This window comes from Micromonospora sp. RP3T (assembly GCF_003027925.1).
In the GTDB taxonomy this organism is placed as follows: Bacteria; Actinomycetota; Actinomycetes; order Mycobacteriales; family Micromonosporaceae; genus Micromonospora.
In genome coordinates, this window is the sequence record NZ_PYPS01000050.1 from 1 (window position 1) to 15,104 (window position 15,104).

Genomic DNA, 15,104 nt, shown 5'->3' on the forward strand with positions numbered 1-15,104 from the left:
CCGGTGTTCGGGTTCTGCTTGGTCGCTGAACCAGATACCGGAGACCTCGCTACATCTCGAACACCGACACGCCAAGATCCTCACCCAACAGCTCAAGCCCTCGCACGGACTTCGACACAGGCCCTAGCCCATGGCCGCTCCCACTGGTGAGAGGCCCGAACGGGCCCACCAGACAGGAGCGCCGGCCGAGGTTGCGGTCGCCAGCCGCGAGGCACGGGTCCGAGACTTGGCGCGCGAAATCGTCGAGCGCGACACCGAACTGCTGCGTCGACTGGCCGGGTGATCCACGCGATCACGCCCGGGCGTGACGGTTACATGTGTCGGGCAGTCGTCCCACGTGCCAGGAGCCGAAAAGATCTTGGAAGGAAAGTGCCCCTCCGGGGGCCATTTCGCTCCAAGGTCTCGGGCGGCAGCGTCGATCTGAGACCTGTGGTTGCTGGCTCGTCGAGTTGCGGCGGTATCGGAGGCGCCGCAACTCCTTGGTCGACGGGTCAGTCGGTCGGCAGGTCCGGGCACGCCAACCAGCTCCGCTTCGTCGGGTGGGTCGCCCGCCGGGGAGCGCGCCGTGGTTGACGGTATTCTGTAATGCGCACTACTGTGCGGAGCGTGGATACGACGCAGCTTCTCAAGGGCGTGCTCGACCTGGCGGTGCTGGCCGTGCTCAAGGACTCCGACGGCTACGGCTACGACATCCTGCGGCGGCTGCGCGAGGCCGGCCTCACCGAGGTCGGCGACGCCTCGGTCTACGGCACGTTGCGCCGGCTCTTCAGCGCCGGCCTGCTCACCACCTACGTGGTGCCCAGCGAGTCCGGGCCGCACCGCAAGTACTACGCGCTGAACGCCGCCGGGCGGGACCAGCTCACCCGCTCCGGCAAGACCTGGCGCTCGTTCGCCACCACCATGGACGCACTGCTCGACGATCGGGGGATGGCGGCATGACCGTCACTGGGCAGGAGATCACGGACTACGTCGACCGGGTGCGGGCCGCGCTCGCCGACCTGCCACCGACGCTCCGCGACGAGTTGACCGAGGACCTTCCGGAGCACCTCGCCGAGGTGGCCGCCGAGGGCGACGGCACGCTCGTCGACCGGCTCGGCGCACCGGAGGCGTACGCGTTGGAGCTGCGGACCGCGGCCGGCGCGGAGCCGGGCGGCCGACCGGCCCGCCTGCGTCGGCTGGCCGTCGCGCGGGACCGGGCCGCCACCCAGGCACGCCTGCTCGACCGTCAACTCGGCCCGCTGCTCGGGCACACCCGGGTGGCGGACTTCCTGCGCTCGCTGCGCCCGGCCTGGTGGCTGCTGCGCGGCTATCTGGCCGCGCTGCTCATTGGCGAGATGACGCGCAGCGGCCGGGCCGGCCTGCTGCCCCGGCTCGACGACAGCCTGCTGGGCGGCCTGCTGCTGCTCACCGGCGCGGTCCTCGCGTCGCTGTGGCTCGGCCGTCGCTCCGGTGGCTTCACCGGGTGGCCGCGCCGGCTGCACCTGGTGGGCACCGCCGTGCTGGTGGTCTTCTCGTTCGCGGTGCTCGCCGACGTCGATCGCAACGCCGGCGAGGACGGTTACGCCTCCTACCAGGAGGTCGCGGTCGACCGGCGGTACGACCGGATCGAGGATGTCTTCGTCTACGACCAGCAGGGGCGGCTCATCCGCGACGCCCAGCTCTTCGACCAGAACGGCGTGCCGATCCGGCTCGGTTGGCCGAACTGCGTCGACGCGTCCGGCGCCGTGCCGGCACCGCGCAACGCCTACCCGTACTGCCCGGAACTGGCCCCGTTCGGCCCGCCGGCCGTGGCGCCGGCGCCCGCCGCCCCGCCCACGGCTACCGGCACGCCCGCGCCGCCTACGTCCACCGGCACGCCCGCGCCGACCGCGAGCGCGACGCCGGGATCGTCGGCTACGGCCCTGCCGACCGCGTCTGCCACCGGTGCGTCCGCGGAGCCTGGAGCGCCGGTTCCGGCCAACTGATCCGACGCCGTCGTCCTCACCGCCGCCCGGGCGGCGGTGAGGACGACCGGCTCAGGCGATGGCGGCGATGTCGCCGTCGTCGAAGTAGATTGCCTGGTGCAGTCGGCCGCCCAGCGCGGCGGCGAACCGGGCAACCACCTCATGGCCGGAGATCTTTCCCTGCTCGATCTGGGAGACGCGCCCCTTCGTGACGCCCATGCGGTCCGCCACCTGTTGCTGGGTCAGCCCTCGGGTGCGACGCACCTCGGCGAGCCGGTGACCGATGACCTCGGCGAGGAGTTGCTGCTTGCCCGCCTCGACTGCCTCTTCGCCGCCGGCTCGGGTGACGTGAGCGGTGCGGATGTCCTGCCACCGGGTGTAGTCGCTCATGCCTTCCCCTCCTCTCGTGCCCGATCCTTGAGATAGAGCTCGTAACGGTGCTCGGCCGTCGGAATGGCCTCCTGGTACCACCTCTTCCACTGGCCCGACTTCCGCGAGTAGGTCGATCGCCTGGATGACCCGGGCGTGGAGGTGTGGATCCAATGTGTCGATCCAGTGCCTCACCTCGTCGACGAGGTAGACGTCCCACTCACCAGCCACCGTACGGTGAGTTTAGCAATCGCTAAACCCCTTGGTGCAGTCGACAGGAGGTGAATGCCACTGTTCTTCCGTCTTCCCCGGGCCGGTGGCGGCGTGGCACGCTACCGGCACGTGACAGCCAACTGTGCGACCAGCCAACGGTGACTGACCGCTAGGAGGACGGGCCCATGGGCGAAATGGTGAGCTTCACCGGTAACGGGGGGACGAGCGAGGGGTATCTCGCGATACCCTCCGGCGGTGCGGCCAGCCCGGCGGTCATCGTCATCCAGGACTGGTGGGGCCTCGTGCCCCACGTCCGGGCCGTGGTCGACCGCTTCGCCGAGGCCGGTTTCGTCGCCCTCGCGCCCGACTTCCGGCACGGCGGTCCCGCCGTCAAGCCGACCGAGCCCCGGCAGATGCTGAACAGCAGCCAGATGGACGAGGCGGCCAGCGACATCTCGGCCGCCGCGGAATACCTGGCGAGCCGTCCCGAGGTGGCCGGCAAGGTGGGCTGCGCCGGGTTCTGCGCGGGCGCCAGCCTCGCCCTGTGGGCCGGCACGGCCGCCGAGCGGATCGTCGCCACCACCGCCTTCTACCCCCGGCTCCCGTGGGAGGGCATGCCCACCGACTGGGCCGGCTACGCCGGGAAGGCCGCGCTCGTCCACTGCTCCGAGGCGGACGGTCTCTCCGCCGCCGACGGGGTGCAGGGCGTACGCCGGTCCATCGAGGCCGCCGGCGGCACCTGCCAGACGTTCGACTACCCGGGCACCGCGCACGCGTTCTTCAACGAGGACCGGCCGGAGCAGTTCGACCAGCGGGCCGCCGCCACCGCCTGGGCCCGCACCCTGGAACTGTTCCGGGCGAAGCTTGGCTGAGTCGCGTACCCCGGGGGAGGTGGTCGCCCGCGCCGCGCGGGCGACCGACCTGACCGACCTCGACGGCGCGGTCGGTGACTGCTTCGCCTGCCCGCGGCTGGTGGCGTGGCGCGAGGAGGTGGCCCGGGTCAAGCGGGCCGCGTTCCGCGACCAGGACTACTGGGGGCGGCCGGTGCCGGGCCTCGGGCCGCCGGACGCGCGGATCGCGATCCTCGGCCTGGCGCCCGCCGCGCACGGTGGCAACCGCACCGGCCGGATCTTCACCGGGGACCGCTCCGGTGACGTGCTCTTCGCCGCGCTCCACCGGGCCGGGCTGGCCAACCAGTCGACGAGCGTCGCCGCCGACGACGGCCTCACGCTCCGGGAGACCCGCATCTTCTCGGCGGTGCGGTGCGCGCCGCCGGACAACAAGCCCACCCCGGCCGAGCGGGACACCTGCGCGCCGTGGGTGCACCGCGAGGTCGAACTGATCCGCCCCACGCTGCGCGTGGTGGTCGCGCTGGGCGCGTTCGCCTGGGCCGCGTGGTGGCCGGTGCTCCGCCAGGTGTACGGACAGCGCCCGCCCACACCGCGACCCGTGTTCGGCCATGGGGCACACTGGTCCGGCGAGTCCGTGCCGGCGTTGCTCGGCTGCTATCACGTCAGCCAGCAGAACACGTTCACCGGCCGGCTCACGCCGGCGATGTTGGACGACGTGTTCACCCGGGCCAAGCAACTGTCCGGGGTGGACTGAGGAACACACCTGAGGCGGGGGAATGGACTTCGGCGTGCTGCGCAGGTGGTGGCCGGTCGCGGCGGTCGCGGTGCTGCTCGCGGTCGCCGCCGTCGCCGCCGGGCACTCCGCGATCGGGGCCAGCCGGATCCCGCCCGTGGACAATGTGCCGTACGTTCCGGACTATCCGTCCGAGGCGCCGCCGTCGATCCCGGTCGAACCCCGGGAGGCGGGTGTGCCCTCCGAGGGTGGGGTGCCCGACTGGCTGGGCACCGCCGCGGTGGCGCTGCTCTTCACGATCGTGCTCGCCGTCGTCGGCTACCTGCTCTGGAGCGTGCTCCGCGGCGCGCTGCGCCGGACCACCCGTGCGGTGCCGGTACGGCGCACCCGGCGTACCGCCGAGGGGACCGCCCGCGAGGTGGTGGCCGCCCTGGACGCCGGGCTGGAGGAGTTGGACGACCGCGCCACCGACCCGCGGACCGCGGTGATCGCCTGCTGGGTCCGGCTGGAGGAGGCCGCCGAGGACACCGGGGTGCCCCGGCGGACCGGGGACACGCCCACCGACCTGGTCAGCCGGCTGCTGCGCGGCGACCCCGAGGCCGGCATCCCGGCGATCGCCAGCGCCGACGTGCTGGACGGGTTCGCGCACGTGTACCGGGAGGCCCGCTACGCCACCCACCCGGTCGACGAACGCACCCGCGACCAGGCCCGGGCGGCGCTGCGCCGGCTGCGCGGCGAGCTGACCGGGGTGGCGGCGGGGGAGGTCGGCCCGGCATGAGCACCAGCATCGACGACCTGCTCGGCTCCGGCGAGGAGCCCAGCGGTTCCGCCGCCGAGCGACCGGCCGGCGGGCGGGCCCGGTGGTTGCTGCGGATCGTGCTGGTCACCGCCGCCGCCGTCGTGGTGATCGTGGTCGGCCTCCGGGCGGTCGGCCTACGGGTGCCGCTCTGGATCATCGTGGCGGGCGTGCTCGCGGTGCTCGCCGTGCGCCGGGTCACCGCCGCGCTCTCGCCCCCGCCCCCGCCGCGCGCCGGCACGCGGTCCTCCGGCGGCGAGGAGTCCGGCACCTGGAACTGGTCCGCCCGGGACGCGCTGCGGACCGCCATCAACGGCTGGGAACGACCGCTGGACTGGTGCGCCGACAACCGGGAACGGTTCACCGAGCGGGTGCTGCCCCGCCTCGGTGAGCTGGCCGACGAGCGGCTGCGCCAGCGGCACGGAGTCACCCGCGAGTCCGATCCGGCGCGCGCCCGCGCCCTGCTGGGCGAGCCGCTGTGGACGTTCCTCGGCACCCCCGCCCGCCGCCCCCCGACGCCGCGCGACCTCGCGGCGATCGTCGCCGAACTGGAGAAGATCTGATGAACGAGGACCGGAGCATGCCTCCCGCCGAGGTGGGCCGGCTCGCCCGGACTGTCCTGGACGCGGTCGGCACCGTCGTGGTCGGCAAGCGGGAGGCGCTGGAGCTGGTGCTGGCCGGCATCCTGGCCGGCGGCCACGTGCTGCTGGAGGACCTGCCCGGCCTGGGCAAGACGCTCACCGCGCGGTGCTTCGCGCAGGCGCTCGGGCTGGACTTCCGCCGGCTCCAGTTCACCCCCGACCTGCTCCCCGCCGACGTCACCGGCTCGTTCCTGTACGACCAGAGCAGCGGCGACTTCTCGTTCCGGGCCGGGCCGCTCTTCACCAACCTGCTGCTCGCCGACGAGATCAACCGGACGCCGCCGAAGACCCAGTCGGCGCTGCTGGAGGCGATGCAGGAGAAGCAGGTCTCGGTGGAGGGCGTGACCTACCGGCTGGACGAGCCGTTCCACGTGCTGGCCACCGCCAATCCGATCGAGTACGAGGGCACCTACCCGCTGCCCGAGGCACAACTCGACCGGTTCCTGCTGCGCGTCTCGTTCGGCTACCCGAGCCACGACGAGGAGTGGGACGTGCTGCGTCGGCGCATCGCCCGTCGCCGCGAGGAGGCCGAGATCACGCCGGTCGTGGACGCCGCCACGCTGCGCGCCATGCAGGCCGCGCTGGAGGACGTGGTGGTCGAGGACTCGATCGGCCGGTACATCGTGGCGCTCACCGCGGCCACCCGCGAGCACCCGTCCGTGCTGGTCGGCGCGTCGCCGCGCGGCTCGCTGGCGTTGCTGCTGCTGTCCCGGGTGCGGGCCGTGCTCGCCAACCGGGACTACGTGGTGCCGGAGGACGTCAAGGCGGTGGCGGCGCCCGCGCTGGCGCACCGCATCACGCTGCGTCCGGAGATGTGGTTGCGCCGGGTCGACCCGGCGTTCGTGGTCGGCGAGGTGCTCGAGTCGACGCCCGCCCCGGCCAGCGGCGCGCTGCCCAGCTACGCCGCCGGGCGCTGATGGACGAGCGGGCCGAGCCGGCGGACGGCTGGGCGCCCACCTGGGCGCTCGGCCGGGCCGTGCTGCTCACCGGCGTGCTGCTCGTCGCGGCCGTGCTGCTCGGCCGGATCGACCTGGTGGTGCTGGCCACGCCGTTCGCGCTGGGCACCGCGTACGGGTTGCGCCGCCGCCCGGCCACCCAGCCCGAGTTGGAGCTGAGCGTCGCGGACACCCACCTGGTCGAAGGGTCGCCGATGGCCACCACGGTGGTGGTGGCCAACCCGGACCTGATCGGCTACGACCTGGCGGTGGTCCGGACCCGGATGTCGCAGTGGCTGCGGGTGGAGAAGGTCGGCTTCGGCGGCGCCGAGCTGGACGTGAGCCGCTCCGGCGGCGCGGACCGGCCGTTCGTCACGTCGGTGCCCCGGGGCAGCGCCGTCGATCTGGAACTGACCGGCACCGCGCTGCGGTGGGGCCGGCACCCGTTCGGCCCGGCCGGCGTCCGGGTCGCCGCCGCCGACGGGCTGCTGGTCTCCCGGGCGGTGATCACCGCCCCGATCCGCGCCCGGGTCTACCCGCGCACCGAGCCGTTCGACGCGGTCGAGGCGATGCCCCGGGCCGCCGGGCTGGTCGGCGCGCACCGGTCGCGGCGGCCGGGGGAGGGCGGCGAACTGGCCGGGGTGCGCGTCTTCGCGCCCGGGGACCGGCTGCGCCGCATCGACTGGCGGGTGTCGCTGCGGGCCCGCCAACTGCACGTCGCGGCCACCCTCTCCGACCGGGACGCCGAGGTGGTGGTGCTGCTGGACGTGCTCGCCGAGGCGGGCCGCTCCGGCGGCGTACGCGGGCCGGCGTCGGTGCTCGACACCACGGTCCGGGCCGCCGCCGCGATCGCCGAGCACTACCTGCACCGGGGCGACCGGGTGGCGCTGCTGGAGTACGGTCCGGCGGCCCGACGACTGCGCCCGGCCACCGGGCGCCGGCAGTACCTGACCGTGCTGGAGTGGCTGCTCGACGTGCAGGCCGAGTCGTCCCCGCACGAGCCGTACGACCAGGTGTTCGGCCCGCAGGTGCTCTCCTCGGATGCGCTCGTGGTGGTGCTCACCCCGCTGCTGGACGAGCGTTCGGCGCAGATGTTGGCCCGGCTGGCCCGGGGCGGGCGGTTCGTGGTGGCGGTGGACACCCTGCCGGCGGAGCTGCCGGTGCCGAAGGAACGGGGCTGGGCCGAGGTGGCGTACCGGCTGTGGCGGCTGGACCGGGACACGATGATCGGGCAGCTCCGCGAGCACGGCGTGCCGGTGGTGCGCTGGGCCGGCGCGGGCAGCCTGGACGAGGTGCTGCGCGACGTGTCCCGCCTGGCCATGGCGCCGAGGGTGGGGCTGCGGTGAGTGACCTGGCGGGCGGGCTCGTGGCACGGGTCCGAGCGGTGCGGTACAAGGTGGCCCGGGTCAGCCCGCTGCCGCTGCTGGTACGCGGCGGCATCTTCCTCGTCGTGCTCGCCGGCTTCCTGCTGGCGTACCCGGTGCAGATGCTGGCCCCGCGGTCGCTGCTGGCCCTGGCGGTGGCCGCGGTGCTGCCGGCGGTCGCGCCGCGCCGGCTCTGGCCGACGTTCGCCGCGCTGGTGACGGTCGGCGGCTGGCTGCTGGCCACGCTCGGCTACGACCGGCCGCCGGCGCTGTGGCGGCTGCTCGCCGTGGCCACGCTGCTCTACCTGGCGCACACGCTCTGCGCGTTGGCCGCGTTGCTGCCCTACGACGGGTTGATCGACCCGGACCTGGTGCTGCGGTGGCTGGCCCGGGCCGGTGGCGTGGTGCTGGCCAGCGCCGTGCTCGGCATCGTGCTGGCGTGGCTGGGCGGGCTCGGCGGGACCGACGGGACGCAGGCGGCGACCGTGGTGGGACTACTGGTCGCGGTGGGGCTGAGCGCGTTGCTGGGGTGGCTGCTGCGTCGCAGATGACGGGACGCGGCCAGACGTTGCGCAGGTCACACCGGTTGTGCTCCGTCACAGAAGGGGGTCTCGCGCGGTATTACCGGAGCCGCCCGGGGAAAGATGGATGACGTGAATCCGAAGCGGATCCTTGTCGTGGGTGCCGGGCACGTCGGCCTGTACGCCGCTCTGCGTCTGTCGAAGAAGCTGAGCTCGCGTGAGGCCGAGGTGGTCGTCGTCGACCCGCAGCCCCACATGACGTACCAGCCGTTCCTCCCGGAGGCTTCGGCCGGCAACATCTCCCCGCGGCACGCTGTGGTGCCGCTGCGGCGGGAGTTGCGAAAGTGCACGGTGGTGGCCGGCACGGTCACCCGCATCGACCACGACCGCAAGACCGCCGTGGTGCAGCCGATCAGCGGCCCGACCCGGGAAATCCCGTACGACCACGTGGTGGTCGCCCCCGGCTCGGTCTCGCGCACCCTGCCGATCCCGGGCCTGCACGAGAACGGCATCGGGTTCAAGACCATCGGTGAGGCCATCTTCCTGCGCAACCACGTGCTGGACCGGCTGGACGTGGCGGCCGCCACGACCGACCCGGCGGTCCGCAGCCGCGCGCTGACGTTCACGTTCGTGGGCGGCGGTTACGCCGGCATCGAGGCGCTCGCCGAGATGGAGGACATGGCCCGCGACGCGCTGCGCTACTACCCGGAGCTGAAGCCGGAGGAGATGCGCTGGGTGCTGGTCGAGGCGACCCAGCGGGTGCTGCCCGAGGTCGACCGGGACATGGGTGCCTACACGGTGCAGCAGCTGCTGAAGCGGAACATGGACATCCGGCTGGACACCCGACTGGAGTCCTGCGTCGACGGGGTGGTCAAGCTCTCCGACGGCGACAGCTTCCCGTCCGACACCATCGTGTGGACGGCCGGCGTGAAGCCGTCGCCGATGCTGGACGCCACCGACTTCCCGCGTGACGAGCGGCGCCGGGTGACCTGCCGGCCGACGCTCCAGATCGTGGACGGCGACCGGGTCGTCGAGGGCGCGTGGAGCGCCGGCGACTGTGCCGCCGTGCCGGACCTGACCAAGGAGCCGGGCAACTTCTGCTCGCCCAGCGCCCAGCACGCGGTGCGGCAGGCGGCCCGGATGGCCGACAACATCGTGAACGTGATCCGCGGGCGCGAACCGGTCGACTACAAGCACAAGCACGCCGGCAGCGTGGCCAGCCTCGGCCTGCACAAGGGCGTGGCGCAGGTCTACGGCGTGAAGATGACCGGCTGGCCGGCGTGGTTCATGCACCGGACGTACCACATGTCGCGGATCCCGTCGTTCAACCGCAAGGTCAGGGTGGTGGTGGACTGGTCGCTGGCGTTCTTCCTCAAGCGTGAGGTGGTCGCGCTGGGCCAGCTGCACGACCCGCGTGAGGAGTTCGCGGAGGCGTCCGCCCCGCCGGTCGGCGCGCGCGTCTGACGTTCGTTCCGAAAGGCCCTTCCCGCACGGGAGGGGCCTTTCGTCGTACCCGGGTCAGAACCGCCAGGTCCAGGCGTCGGCGACCCGGAGGCCCGGACCGAAGAGCGCCTCCAGCGCGCGGCGCAGCAGCTCCGCGTGCGGGGCGTCGTCGGTGAGCGCCACGCAGGACGCGCCCCAGGCGTCGACGTCCCGGGCCGCCTGGCGGCGCTGCCGGTCACCGATCGCCGGAGCGACGCCCCGCCGGGCCACGTCGGCCAGCAGCGCCGAGGTGGGACGCTGCCAGGTGCCCATGGTGGCCGAGCCGCCGGGACCGTACGGGCCGATGAAGAACCCCTCCGGCATGCCGAACCCGACGCCGGTGACGGTGGCCCACCGCATCGGTCCGGGGTGCTGCGGGGTGGCCGTGGGCACCGGCACCAGCACCCCGCCCGGGCGTACGCACTGTCGCCAGTGGCCGCCGGTGACGAACTCGGGCAGCGGCGGCCGGTCGATCGTGGGCAGCGGCGTCGGGAAGACGCTGAGCAGGGCGGCGCCGACCGCCAGCGGCACCAGCCGGCGCGCCGCACCCGGCTCGTGCAGCGCCCGGTGCACGGCGAGCGTGAGCACGGTGCCGACCAGCGGCAGCACGGCCAGCGCGAACCGGGTGGGCAGCGCGCCGTCCACCACCGGCAGGCCGGCCAGCAGCGCGTACGGGCCGGGCACGCCGGTCCGCTCGCCGCCGGCGACCACCTCGGGGCCGAGCGAGAACGCGGCCATGACCAGCGCCGCGACGACCAGGGCGCGCACGAGCGCGCGCCGGCCGAGCCAGACCGCACACCCGGCCGCCACCACCAGCAGCGGCCAGCCCAGGAACGTGGTGAACTCCGCCGGGCCGGTGGTCAGCCGGACCGCCTCCGGGCTGCCGAGCACGGTCAGCGCGGAGAGCCGGGTCCAGCCGGTCAGGTCGGCGGAGAAGTAGGCGGGTGGGAACATCCCGTCGGCGACGCCCTGCGGACCGGCGAACTGGAGCCGGAGCGGGTGCGCCAGCACCACCAGCGCGAGCCCGGCGGCGCCGAGCAGCCCGCCGGCGAAGCCGGGCAGTGCCCGACGCGACAGCTCCCGGTCGGCCAGCCCGTACGCGACGGCCAGCACCGCCAGCGTGAGCGCGGTGAGGAAGAGCACCTCCTCGCCGACGAAGACCTGGACGACGGCGGTGCCGGCCAGCCCGACCGCCGAGGAGATCATCCGGCGGCGGTCCGGACCGTCCCGGCGACCGGCCGGGTCGGCGGCGCGCAGCAGCCGGACCACCAGCCAGACCAGCACCGGGACCAGCCACTGCGCGGTCATGTGCAGGTGGCCGTTGCTCTGCGAGACCATGCCCGGCCCGAAGCCGCAGAGCGCCGCGCCGAGCCCGGCGGCGAGCCGGTGGGCCCGCAGCGTCCTGGTGAACAGCAGATACCAGGCGATCGCCGTGCCGGCCAGGTTGCCGGCGACGAGCAGGGCGAACGCGACCGGCGCGCCGAACGCCCACGTGACCGGCGCGAGCAGCACCCCGAGTGCGACGACGGAGGTGTTGGCCATCAGGTTGACCCCGTCCGGCGCGTTGAGCCGGTCGGTGACCAGGCTGAAGTCACCGCGCAGGGCCCGCGCGTCGAGCGCCAGGAACCATTCGTAGAGCGTCTGGTCGGCCGGGTTGAGGGCGAGCGTCCGGGTGCCCGGCGTCGGCCACAGGCCGTGGGTGAGCCCGCCGGCGAACGCCACGAACAGCAGCCCGACCAGCAGGTCCGCGCGGTGCCGGCGAGCGGCGGCCCGTACCCGGTCGACCCGCGCCGCGGCGGTCGCCGGTGCGGGTCGGACCGCCTGGTCGCGGTCGGGCCCGGGGGCCGCGCGGGCGGCGCTGGTCACGGCCCCGACCCTATCGGCCGCCCCCCACGGGGTACGCCGCGGCGCGGCGCAGCCGCTACGGTGAGATCTGCACCGCGCGTGTCGGCGCGGCGGTGTCACCCGCCCGGGTGGTGGAACGGCAGACACGGCCGCCTTAAAAGCGGCTGCCGAAAGGCGTGCGGGTTCGACCCCCGCCCCGGGCACGGAACTCTCAGCTTTCCCACAGCTTGCCGCCGCCCAGCGTGTTGTCGCCGCGTCTACGCTGGGAGGTGCACGTCTACGTGCGAACGACCCCCTGAGGGAGGCCTGAGAAGTGAAGACCTCGAACCCGGTGCTCGCCCGGCTCGGCCAGGCGGCCGAGCGTGAGCGGGCGACCGGGTACGCCCAGCCCGGGCCGTACGGTCAGCCCGGATACCCCCAGCAGTACCCGCCGCAGCAGCAGTACCCGAGCGGCTACGGCCAGCCGGTGGCCCCGCCCGCGGTGACCCCGATGACCCTCGACGACGTGGTCGTCAAGACGGTCCTCATGCTCGCCATCCTGGGTGCCTCGGCCGCCGCGGCCTGGGTGCTCGTGCCGGACGCCCTGGTCGGCGTCGCCTGGATCGGCGCCGCCGTGGTCGGCCTGGTGCTCGGCCTGATCATCTCGTTCTCCCGGATGGCGAACCCGGCGCTCGTGGTGACGTACTCGATCGTCGAGGGCGTCTTCGTCGGCATGGTCAGCAAGGCGTTCGACTCGCTCTACGACGGCATCGTGCTTCAGGCGGTGGCGGCCAGCTTCGGCGTCTTCTTCCTGATGGCGATGATCTACAAGGCGCGGATCATCCGGGCCACCCCGAAGTTCGCCCGGATCATGGTGGCGATCATCGCCGGTCTGTTCGGGGTGATGCTGGTCAACCTGGTGCTGTCGCTGTTCGGCGTCAACACGCACCTGCGGGACGGCAGCCCGCTCGCCATCGGCTTCAGCCTGGTCTGCATCGTGGTGGCGTCGCTGAGCTTCGTGCTCAACTTCGCTCAGATCGAGGAGGGGGTCCGGATGGGGCTCCCGCAGCGCTACGCCTGGACGGCCGCGTTCGGCATCGTGGTCGGCCTGGTCTGGCTCTACATCGAGATCCTGCGACTGCTCAGCTACTTCCAGGGCGACGACTGACCGTCCCGCCCGCCCGTCGACGCCCGCCTGCCGCATCCCGCGGCGGCGGGCGTCGTCCGTAGACTCGGCGGTGATGAGCGCAGCGGAACTGGACCGGGCGGTGGCCCTGCTGGTCCGACAGATCGGTCACTGGCAGCAGCCGCGCTGGTCGGCGCCGGCCGCGGGCGGCAACGTGTCCCGGGCCGACCTGGTGCACAAGCTGGTCCAGGAGCTCGCCAACCTGGCCGCCGACGCCGCCGGTGAGCCGCGCCGCAAGGTGCCCCGGCTGCCCAGCGACCTGTCCCTGCCCGACCAGCTCCGGGTGGTCGCCGCCGACCTGGCCCTGGCCGCCCCTCCGGCCCCGGTCCTGGCCGCCGCCGTCGACGCGGTGACCCGCACCCGCACCACCCTGTAACCCCCTTCCCCGTCCCCGTCCCCGCGATCTTGCACTTGTTGCCCCCATTGATCGGACATGACGGGCGAACTTCGGGCCGGAAGTGCAAGATCGCGGGCGAGGTGCAGCGCGTTTCGGGTTCGGTGGTCCGGGCGGTCGCAGCGCGGCGGTCGTGCCGTGGTCTGTCGGGTGCCCAAGAGGTTGATGGCGTGGATGGGTCGGGCGGATGACGCGGACCGGGCGCGGCGACCGCCGCGCGACGCCGACCCGTTTACGCCATCAAGTTGGTAGGCGGTGGCGACCGGAGCATCTCCCTACCCGGGGGCGGGTCGGTGGCCGGAGGCAGCCGGAGCAGCCGGGGCGGAGTGAGAGTCGGTGATCAGGGCTTCAGCCAGCGGCGCACCTTGCGCTGACGGGCCCGGTCCCGCGCGCGCAGCACCGCCGGCAGGTCGTGCCCGGCGGCCTCGGCCTGCCGCGCGTGCAGCAGGCCGTAGGTGAACGTGTTCTCGCCCTCGGCGTACGCCCGCAGCGCGTGCCGGCGCAGCGCCTCCCGGGTCACCACCGAGTCCTGGTGCGTCCCGAGCAGGTTCTGGAGCGTCTTGAGCCGCTTCACCAGGCGGGCGGCCGGCTTGCCGGCGTCGGGCACCCGGACCTCCACCGCGTACCGGGCCGCCTTGTACTTCTTGCGCGCCTCGTGCAGGGCGGTGTCCCCGGCCGGTCCCCGGTCGGCCAGCGCCCGGTCCAGCCGCTCGTCGGCGCGCCGCACCGCGCGGCGTAACCGGCGGTCCACCCAGCGGCGGTTCACCTCGGCGGTCGGACCGTCGAGCAGACGGTCCAGGCGGGTCAGCAGGTCGGGATGCCTGTCGTCGTCCAGTGCCGCGCGCAGGGCGGTGGTCGACTCGGCCAGGTCGGCGGCGAACCGCTCACCGACCCGCGCGGCCACCGGGCCGAGCACCAGCTCGTCGGGCAGCTCGTGCACCGCCGCGGCGAGTCGGGCGGTCAGCACCTGGACGTCGCGGACCGCGCCCAGGTCGCCGCCGAGCCGGCGCAGCTCGCCCCGGACCGCCTCGCTCTCCCGCCGGTCCCACAGGCCACGGAACGTGCGCAGCGTGGCCCGCAGCCGGCGGATCGCGACGCGCATGTCGTGCACCGCGTCCGCGTCCCCCTGGTACGCCGCCGCGTGGTTGCCGACGATCGCGTCCCGCTGCTTCCGGGCGTACCTGACGACCGGCCCGGCCGGGCCGGTGGGCGGCCGGTCGTCGAACCGGGCGAGCCGCCCGGCGACCGCGCGGTGGGACTTGCTGACCGACACCTCCCGGGCACCGGCCTCGGCCAGCCGGGCGGAAACCGCGTCGAGCAGCTCCTCGTCGCCGTCGACCAGCTCGACCTCGATCTCGTGCCAGGCCCGGGCGGTGCCGTCGACCAGGTCCTCGGACCGGACGTCGTCCTCGGCGACCTCGGCCAGCACGCGACCGTCGGCGTCCAGCAGCCGTCGCACCCGGCGGTGGTTGACGATCCGGGCCGCCGGGGCCACCGGCCGACCCCGGGACGCGCCCCGGATCAGCGCGAGCAGCTCAGCCGGCGGGCCGGCTTCGGCCGGCCCGGCCGGGAACTGGTGCTCGACCCGGGCCCCACCGACCGCGCCCACCTTGAGGTGCCAGCCCGCGTCGTGCCCGCCGGTACGCCGCCGCAGCGCGTGGGCGCTCCGCAGCAGCCGCAGGTCGTCGGTGTCCCAGTAGACGGCGTCCAGCTCCGACCCGGTGGCGTCGGACATCGTCACGACGCCACCGCAGCCGGTCAGATCGGGCAGCCGGAAACCCTCGTCGCCGGAGAATTTGCGCTCACGTTCCACGACGGTCGCCATGCGGGTTCCGGTACCCGGCGTGTGCCC

General features: G+C 73.9%; 15 protein-coding genes, 1 tRNA gene and 1 pseudogene. 13 read left to right on the forward strand and 4 right to left on the reverse strand.

Annotated elements, in window-relative coordinates:
- Positions 1 to 606: 606 nt before the first annotated feature.
- Both C8054_RS28720 and C8054_RS28725 read left to right on the forward strand, forming a co-directional pair.
- Positions 607 to 939, forward strand: coding sequence for a PadR family transcriptional regulator (locus C8054_RS28720; protein ID WP_107162285.1), 333 nt, complete (start codon positions 607 to 609; stop codon positions 937 to 939).
- Positions 936 to 1,964, forward strand: a complete 1,029-nt coding sequence (locus C8054_RS28725; protein ID WP_107162286.1) for a hypothetical protein — start codon at positions 936 to 938, stop codon at positions 1,962 to 1,964. The genes C8054_RS28720 and C8054_RS28725 overlap by 4 nt, the downstream gene beginning before the upstream one ends.
- A gap of 51 nt (positions 1,965 to 2,015) precedes the next feature.
- Here the strand turns inward: C8054_RS28725 and C8054_RS28730 are convergent, their stop codons facing one another.
- Together C8054_RS28730 and C8054_RS33295 are read right to left on the reverse strand one after the other, a co-directional pair.
- The gene (locus tag C8054_RS28730; RefSeq protein ID WP_107162287.1) at positions 2,016 to 2,333 is read right to left on the reverse strand and encodes a helix-turn-helix domain-containing protein; all 318 of its coding nucleotides are present in this window, start codon (positions 2,331 to 2,333) and stop codon (positions 2,016 to 2,018) included.
- A pseudogene (locus C8054_RS33295) lies at positions 2,330 to 2,543 on the reverse strand (hypothetical protein). Before C8054_RS33295 ends, C8054_RS28730 begins: the two are co-directional and overlap by 4 nt.
- Positions 2,544 to 2,710: 167 nt before the next feature.
- Between C8054_RS33295 and C8054_RS28740 the strand changes: the two are divergent.
- The 8 genes from C8054_RS28740 (at position 2,711) to C8054_RS28775 (ending at position 9,830) form a co-directional block, all read left to right on the forward strand.
- Entirely contained in the window at positions 2,711 to 3,397 is a 687-nt protein-coding gene (locus C8054_RS28740) for a dienelactone hydrolase family protein (protein WP_107162288.1), read from the forward strand.
- A 19-nt stretch (positions 3,398 to 3,416) separates the two neighbouring features.
- On the forward strand, positions 3,417 to 4,130 hold the full coding sequence (locus C8054_RS28745; RefSeq protein ID WP_107162289.1) for a uracil-DNA glycosylase: 714 nt from the start codon (positions 3,417 to 3,419) through the stop codon (positions 4,128 to 4,130).
- 22 nt (positions 4,131 to 4,152) lie between these two features.
- Positions 4,153 to 4,887 carry a DUF4129 domain-containing protein gene (locus C8054_RS28750; protein WP_107162290.1) on the forward strand — a complete coding sequence of 245 codons (735 nt, stop codon included), beginning with the start codon at positions 4,153 to 4,155 and terminating at the stop codon, positions 4,885 to 4,887.
- Positions 4,884 to 5,468 carry a hypothetical protein gene (locus C8054_RS28755; RefSeq protein ID WP_107162291.1) on the forward strand — a complete coding sequence of 195 codons (585 nt, stop codon included), beginning with the start codon at positions 4,884 to 4,886 and terminating at the stop codon, positions 5,466 to 5,468. The genes C8054_RS28750 and C8054_RS28755 overlap by 4 nt, the downstream gene beginning before the upstream one ends.
- Positions 5,468 to 6,463, forward strand: a complete 996-nt coding sequence (locus C8054_RS28760; RefSeq protein WP_107162292.1) for a MoxR family ATPase — start codon at positions 5,468 to 5,470, stop codon at positions 6,461 to 6,463. Before C8054_RS28755 ends, C8054_RS28760 begins: the two co-directional genes overlap by 1 nt.
- Positions 6,463 to 7,827, forward strand: a complete 1,365-nt coding sequence (locus tag C8054_RS28765; RefSeq protein ID WP_107162293.1) for a DUF58 domain-containing protein — start codon at positions 6,463 to 6,465, stop codon at positions 7,825 to 7,827. The genes C8054_RS28760 and C8054_RS28765 overlap by 1 nt, the downstream gene beginning before the upstream one ends.
- A 5-nt stretch (positions 7,828 to 7,832) precedes the next feature.
- Positions 7,833 to 8,396 carry a hypothetical protein gene (locus C8054_RS28770; RefSeq protein ID WP_107162323.1) on the forward strand — a complete coding sequence of 188 codons (564 nt, stop codon included), beginning with the start codon at positions 7,833 to 7,835 and terminating at the stop codon, positions 8,394 to 8,396.
- Between the two features lie 102 nt (positions 8,397 to 8,498).
- Positions 8,499 to 9,830 (forward strand): NAD(P)/FAD-dependent oxidoreductase, encoded by a 1,332-nt coding sequence (locus C8054_RS28775; RefSeq protein ID WP_107162294.1) that lies wholly within the window; start codon positions 8,499 to 8,501, stop codon positions 9,828 to 9,830.
- A gap of 54 nt (positions 9,831 to 9,884) precedes the next feature.
- Here the strand turns inward: C8054_RS28775 and C8054_RS28780 are convergent, their stop codons facing one another.
- Positions 9,885 to 11,714, reverse strand: coding sequence for a hypothetical protein (locus C8054_RS28780; protein WP_107162295.1), 1,830 nt, complete (start codon positions 11,712 to 11,714; stop codon positions 9,885 to 9,887).
- 101 nt (positions 11,715 to 11,815) lie between these two features.
- On the opposite strand from C8054_RS28780, the gene C8054_RS28785 reads away from it, so the two are divergent.
- The 3 genes from C8054_RS28785 (at position 11,816) to C8054_RS28795 (ending at position 13,234) form a co-directional block, all read left to right on the forward strand.
- Positions 11,816 to 11,896 (forward strand) — tRNA-Leu (locus tag C8054_RS28785).
- A 110-nt stretch (positions 11,897 to 12,006) separates the two neighbouring features.
- Positions 12,007 to 12,840 (forward strand): Bax inhibitor-1/YccA family protein, encoded by an 834-nt coding sequence (locus C8054_RS28790; RefSeq protein ID WP_107162296.1) that lies wholly within the window; start codon positions 12,007 to 12,009, stop codon positions 12,838 to 12,840.
- A 73-nt stretch (positions 12,841 to 12,913) separates the two neighbouring features.
- Positions 12,914 to 13,234, forward strand: coding sequence for a hypothetical protein (locus C8054_RS28795; protein ID WP_107162297.1), 321 nt, complete (start codon positions 12,914 to 12,916; stop codon positions 13,232 to 13,234).
- A 358-nt stretch (positions 13,235 to 13,592) separates the two neighbouring features.
- On the opposite strand, the gene C8054_RS28800 is transcribed toward C8054_RS28795, so the two are convergent.
- Entirely contained in the window at positions 13,593 to 15,077 is a 1,485-nt protein-coding gene (locus C8054_RS28800) for a CYTH and CHAD domain-containing protein (RefSeq protein WP_107162298.1), read from the reverse strand.
- Positions 15,078 to 15,104 lie beyond the last annotated feature (27 nt).

Excerpts from the sequence above, each read along its gene's own strand:
- C8054_RS28725 (WP_107162286.1), top strand. The coding sequence starts at position 936 with ATGACCGTCACTGGGCAGGAGATCACGGACTACGTCGACCGGGTGCGG.
- C8054_RS28730 (WP_107162287.1), bottom strand. The coding sequence starts at position 2,333 with ATGAGCGACTACACCCGGTGGCAGGACATCCGCACCGCTCACGTCACC.
- C8054_RS28740 (WP_107162288.1), top strand. The coding sequence starts at position 2,711 with ATGGGCGAAATGGTGAGCTTCACCGGTAACGGGGGGACGAGCGAGGGG.
- C8054_RS28750 (WP_107162290.1), top strand. The coding sequence starts at position 4,153 with ATGGACTTCGGCGTGCTGCGCAGGTGGTGGCCGGTCGCGGCGGTCGCG.
- C8054_RS28755 (WP_107162291.1), top strand. The coding sequence starts at position 4,884 with ATGAGCACCAGCATCGACGACCTGCTCGGCTCCGGCGAGGAGCCCAGC.
- C8054_RS28760 (WP_107162292.1), top strand. The coding sequence starts at position 5,468 with ATGAACGAGGACCGGAGCATGCCTCCCGCCGAGGTGGGCCGGCTCGCC.
- C8054_RS28765 (WP_107162293.1), top strand. The coding sequence starts at position 6,463 with ATGGACGAGCGGGCCGAGCCGGCGGACGGCTGGGCGCCCACCTGGGCG.
- C8054_RS28795 (WP_107162297.1), top strand. The coding sequence starts at position 12,914 with ATGAGCGCAGCGGAACTGGACCGGGCGGTGGCCCTGCTGGTCCGACAG.
- C8054_RS28800 (WP_107162298.1), bottom strand. The coding sequence starts at position 15,077 with ATGGCGACCGTCGTGGAACGTGAGCGCAAATTCTCCGGCGACGAGGGT.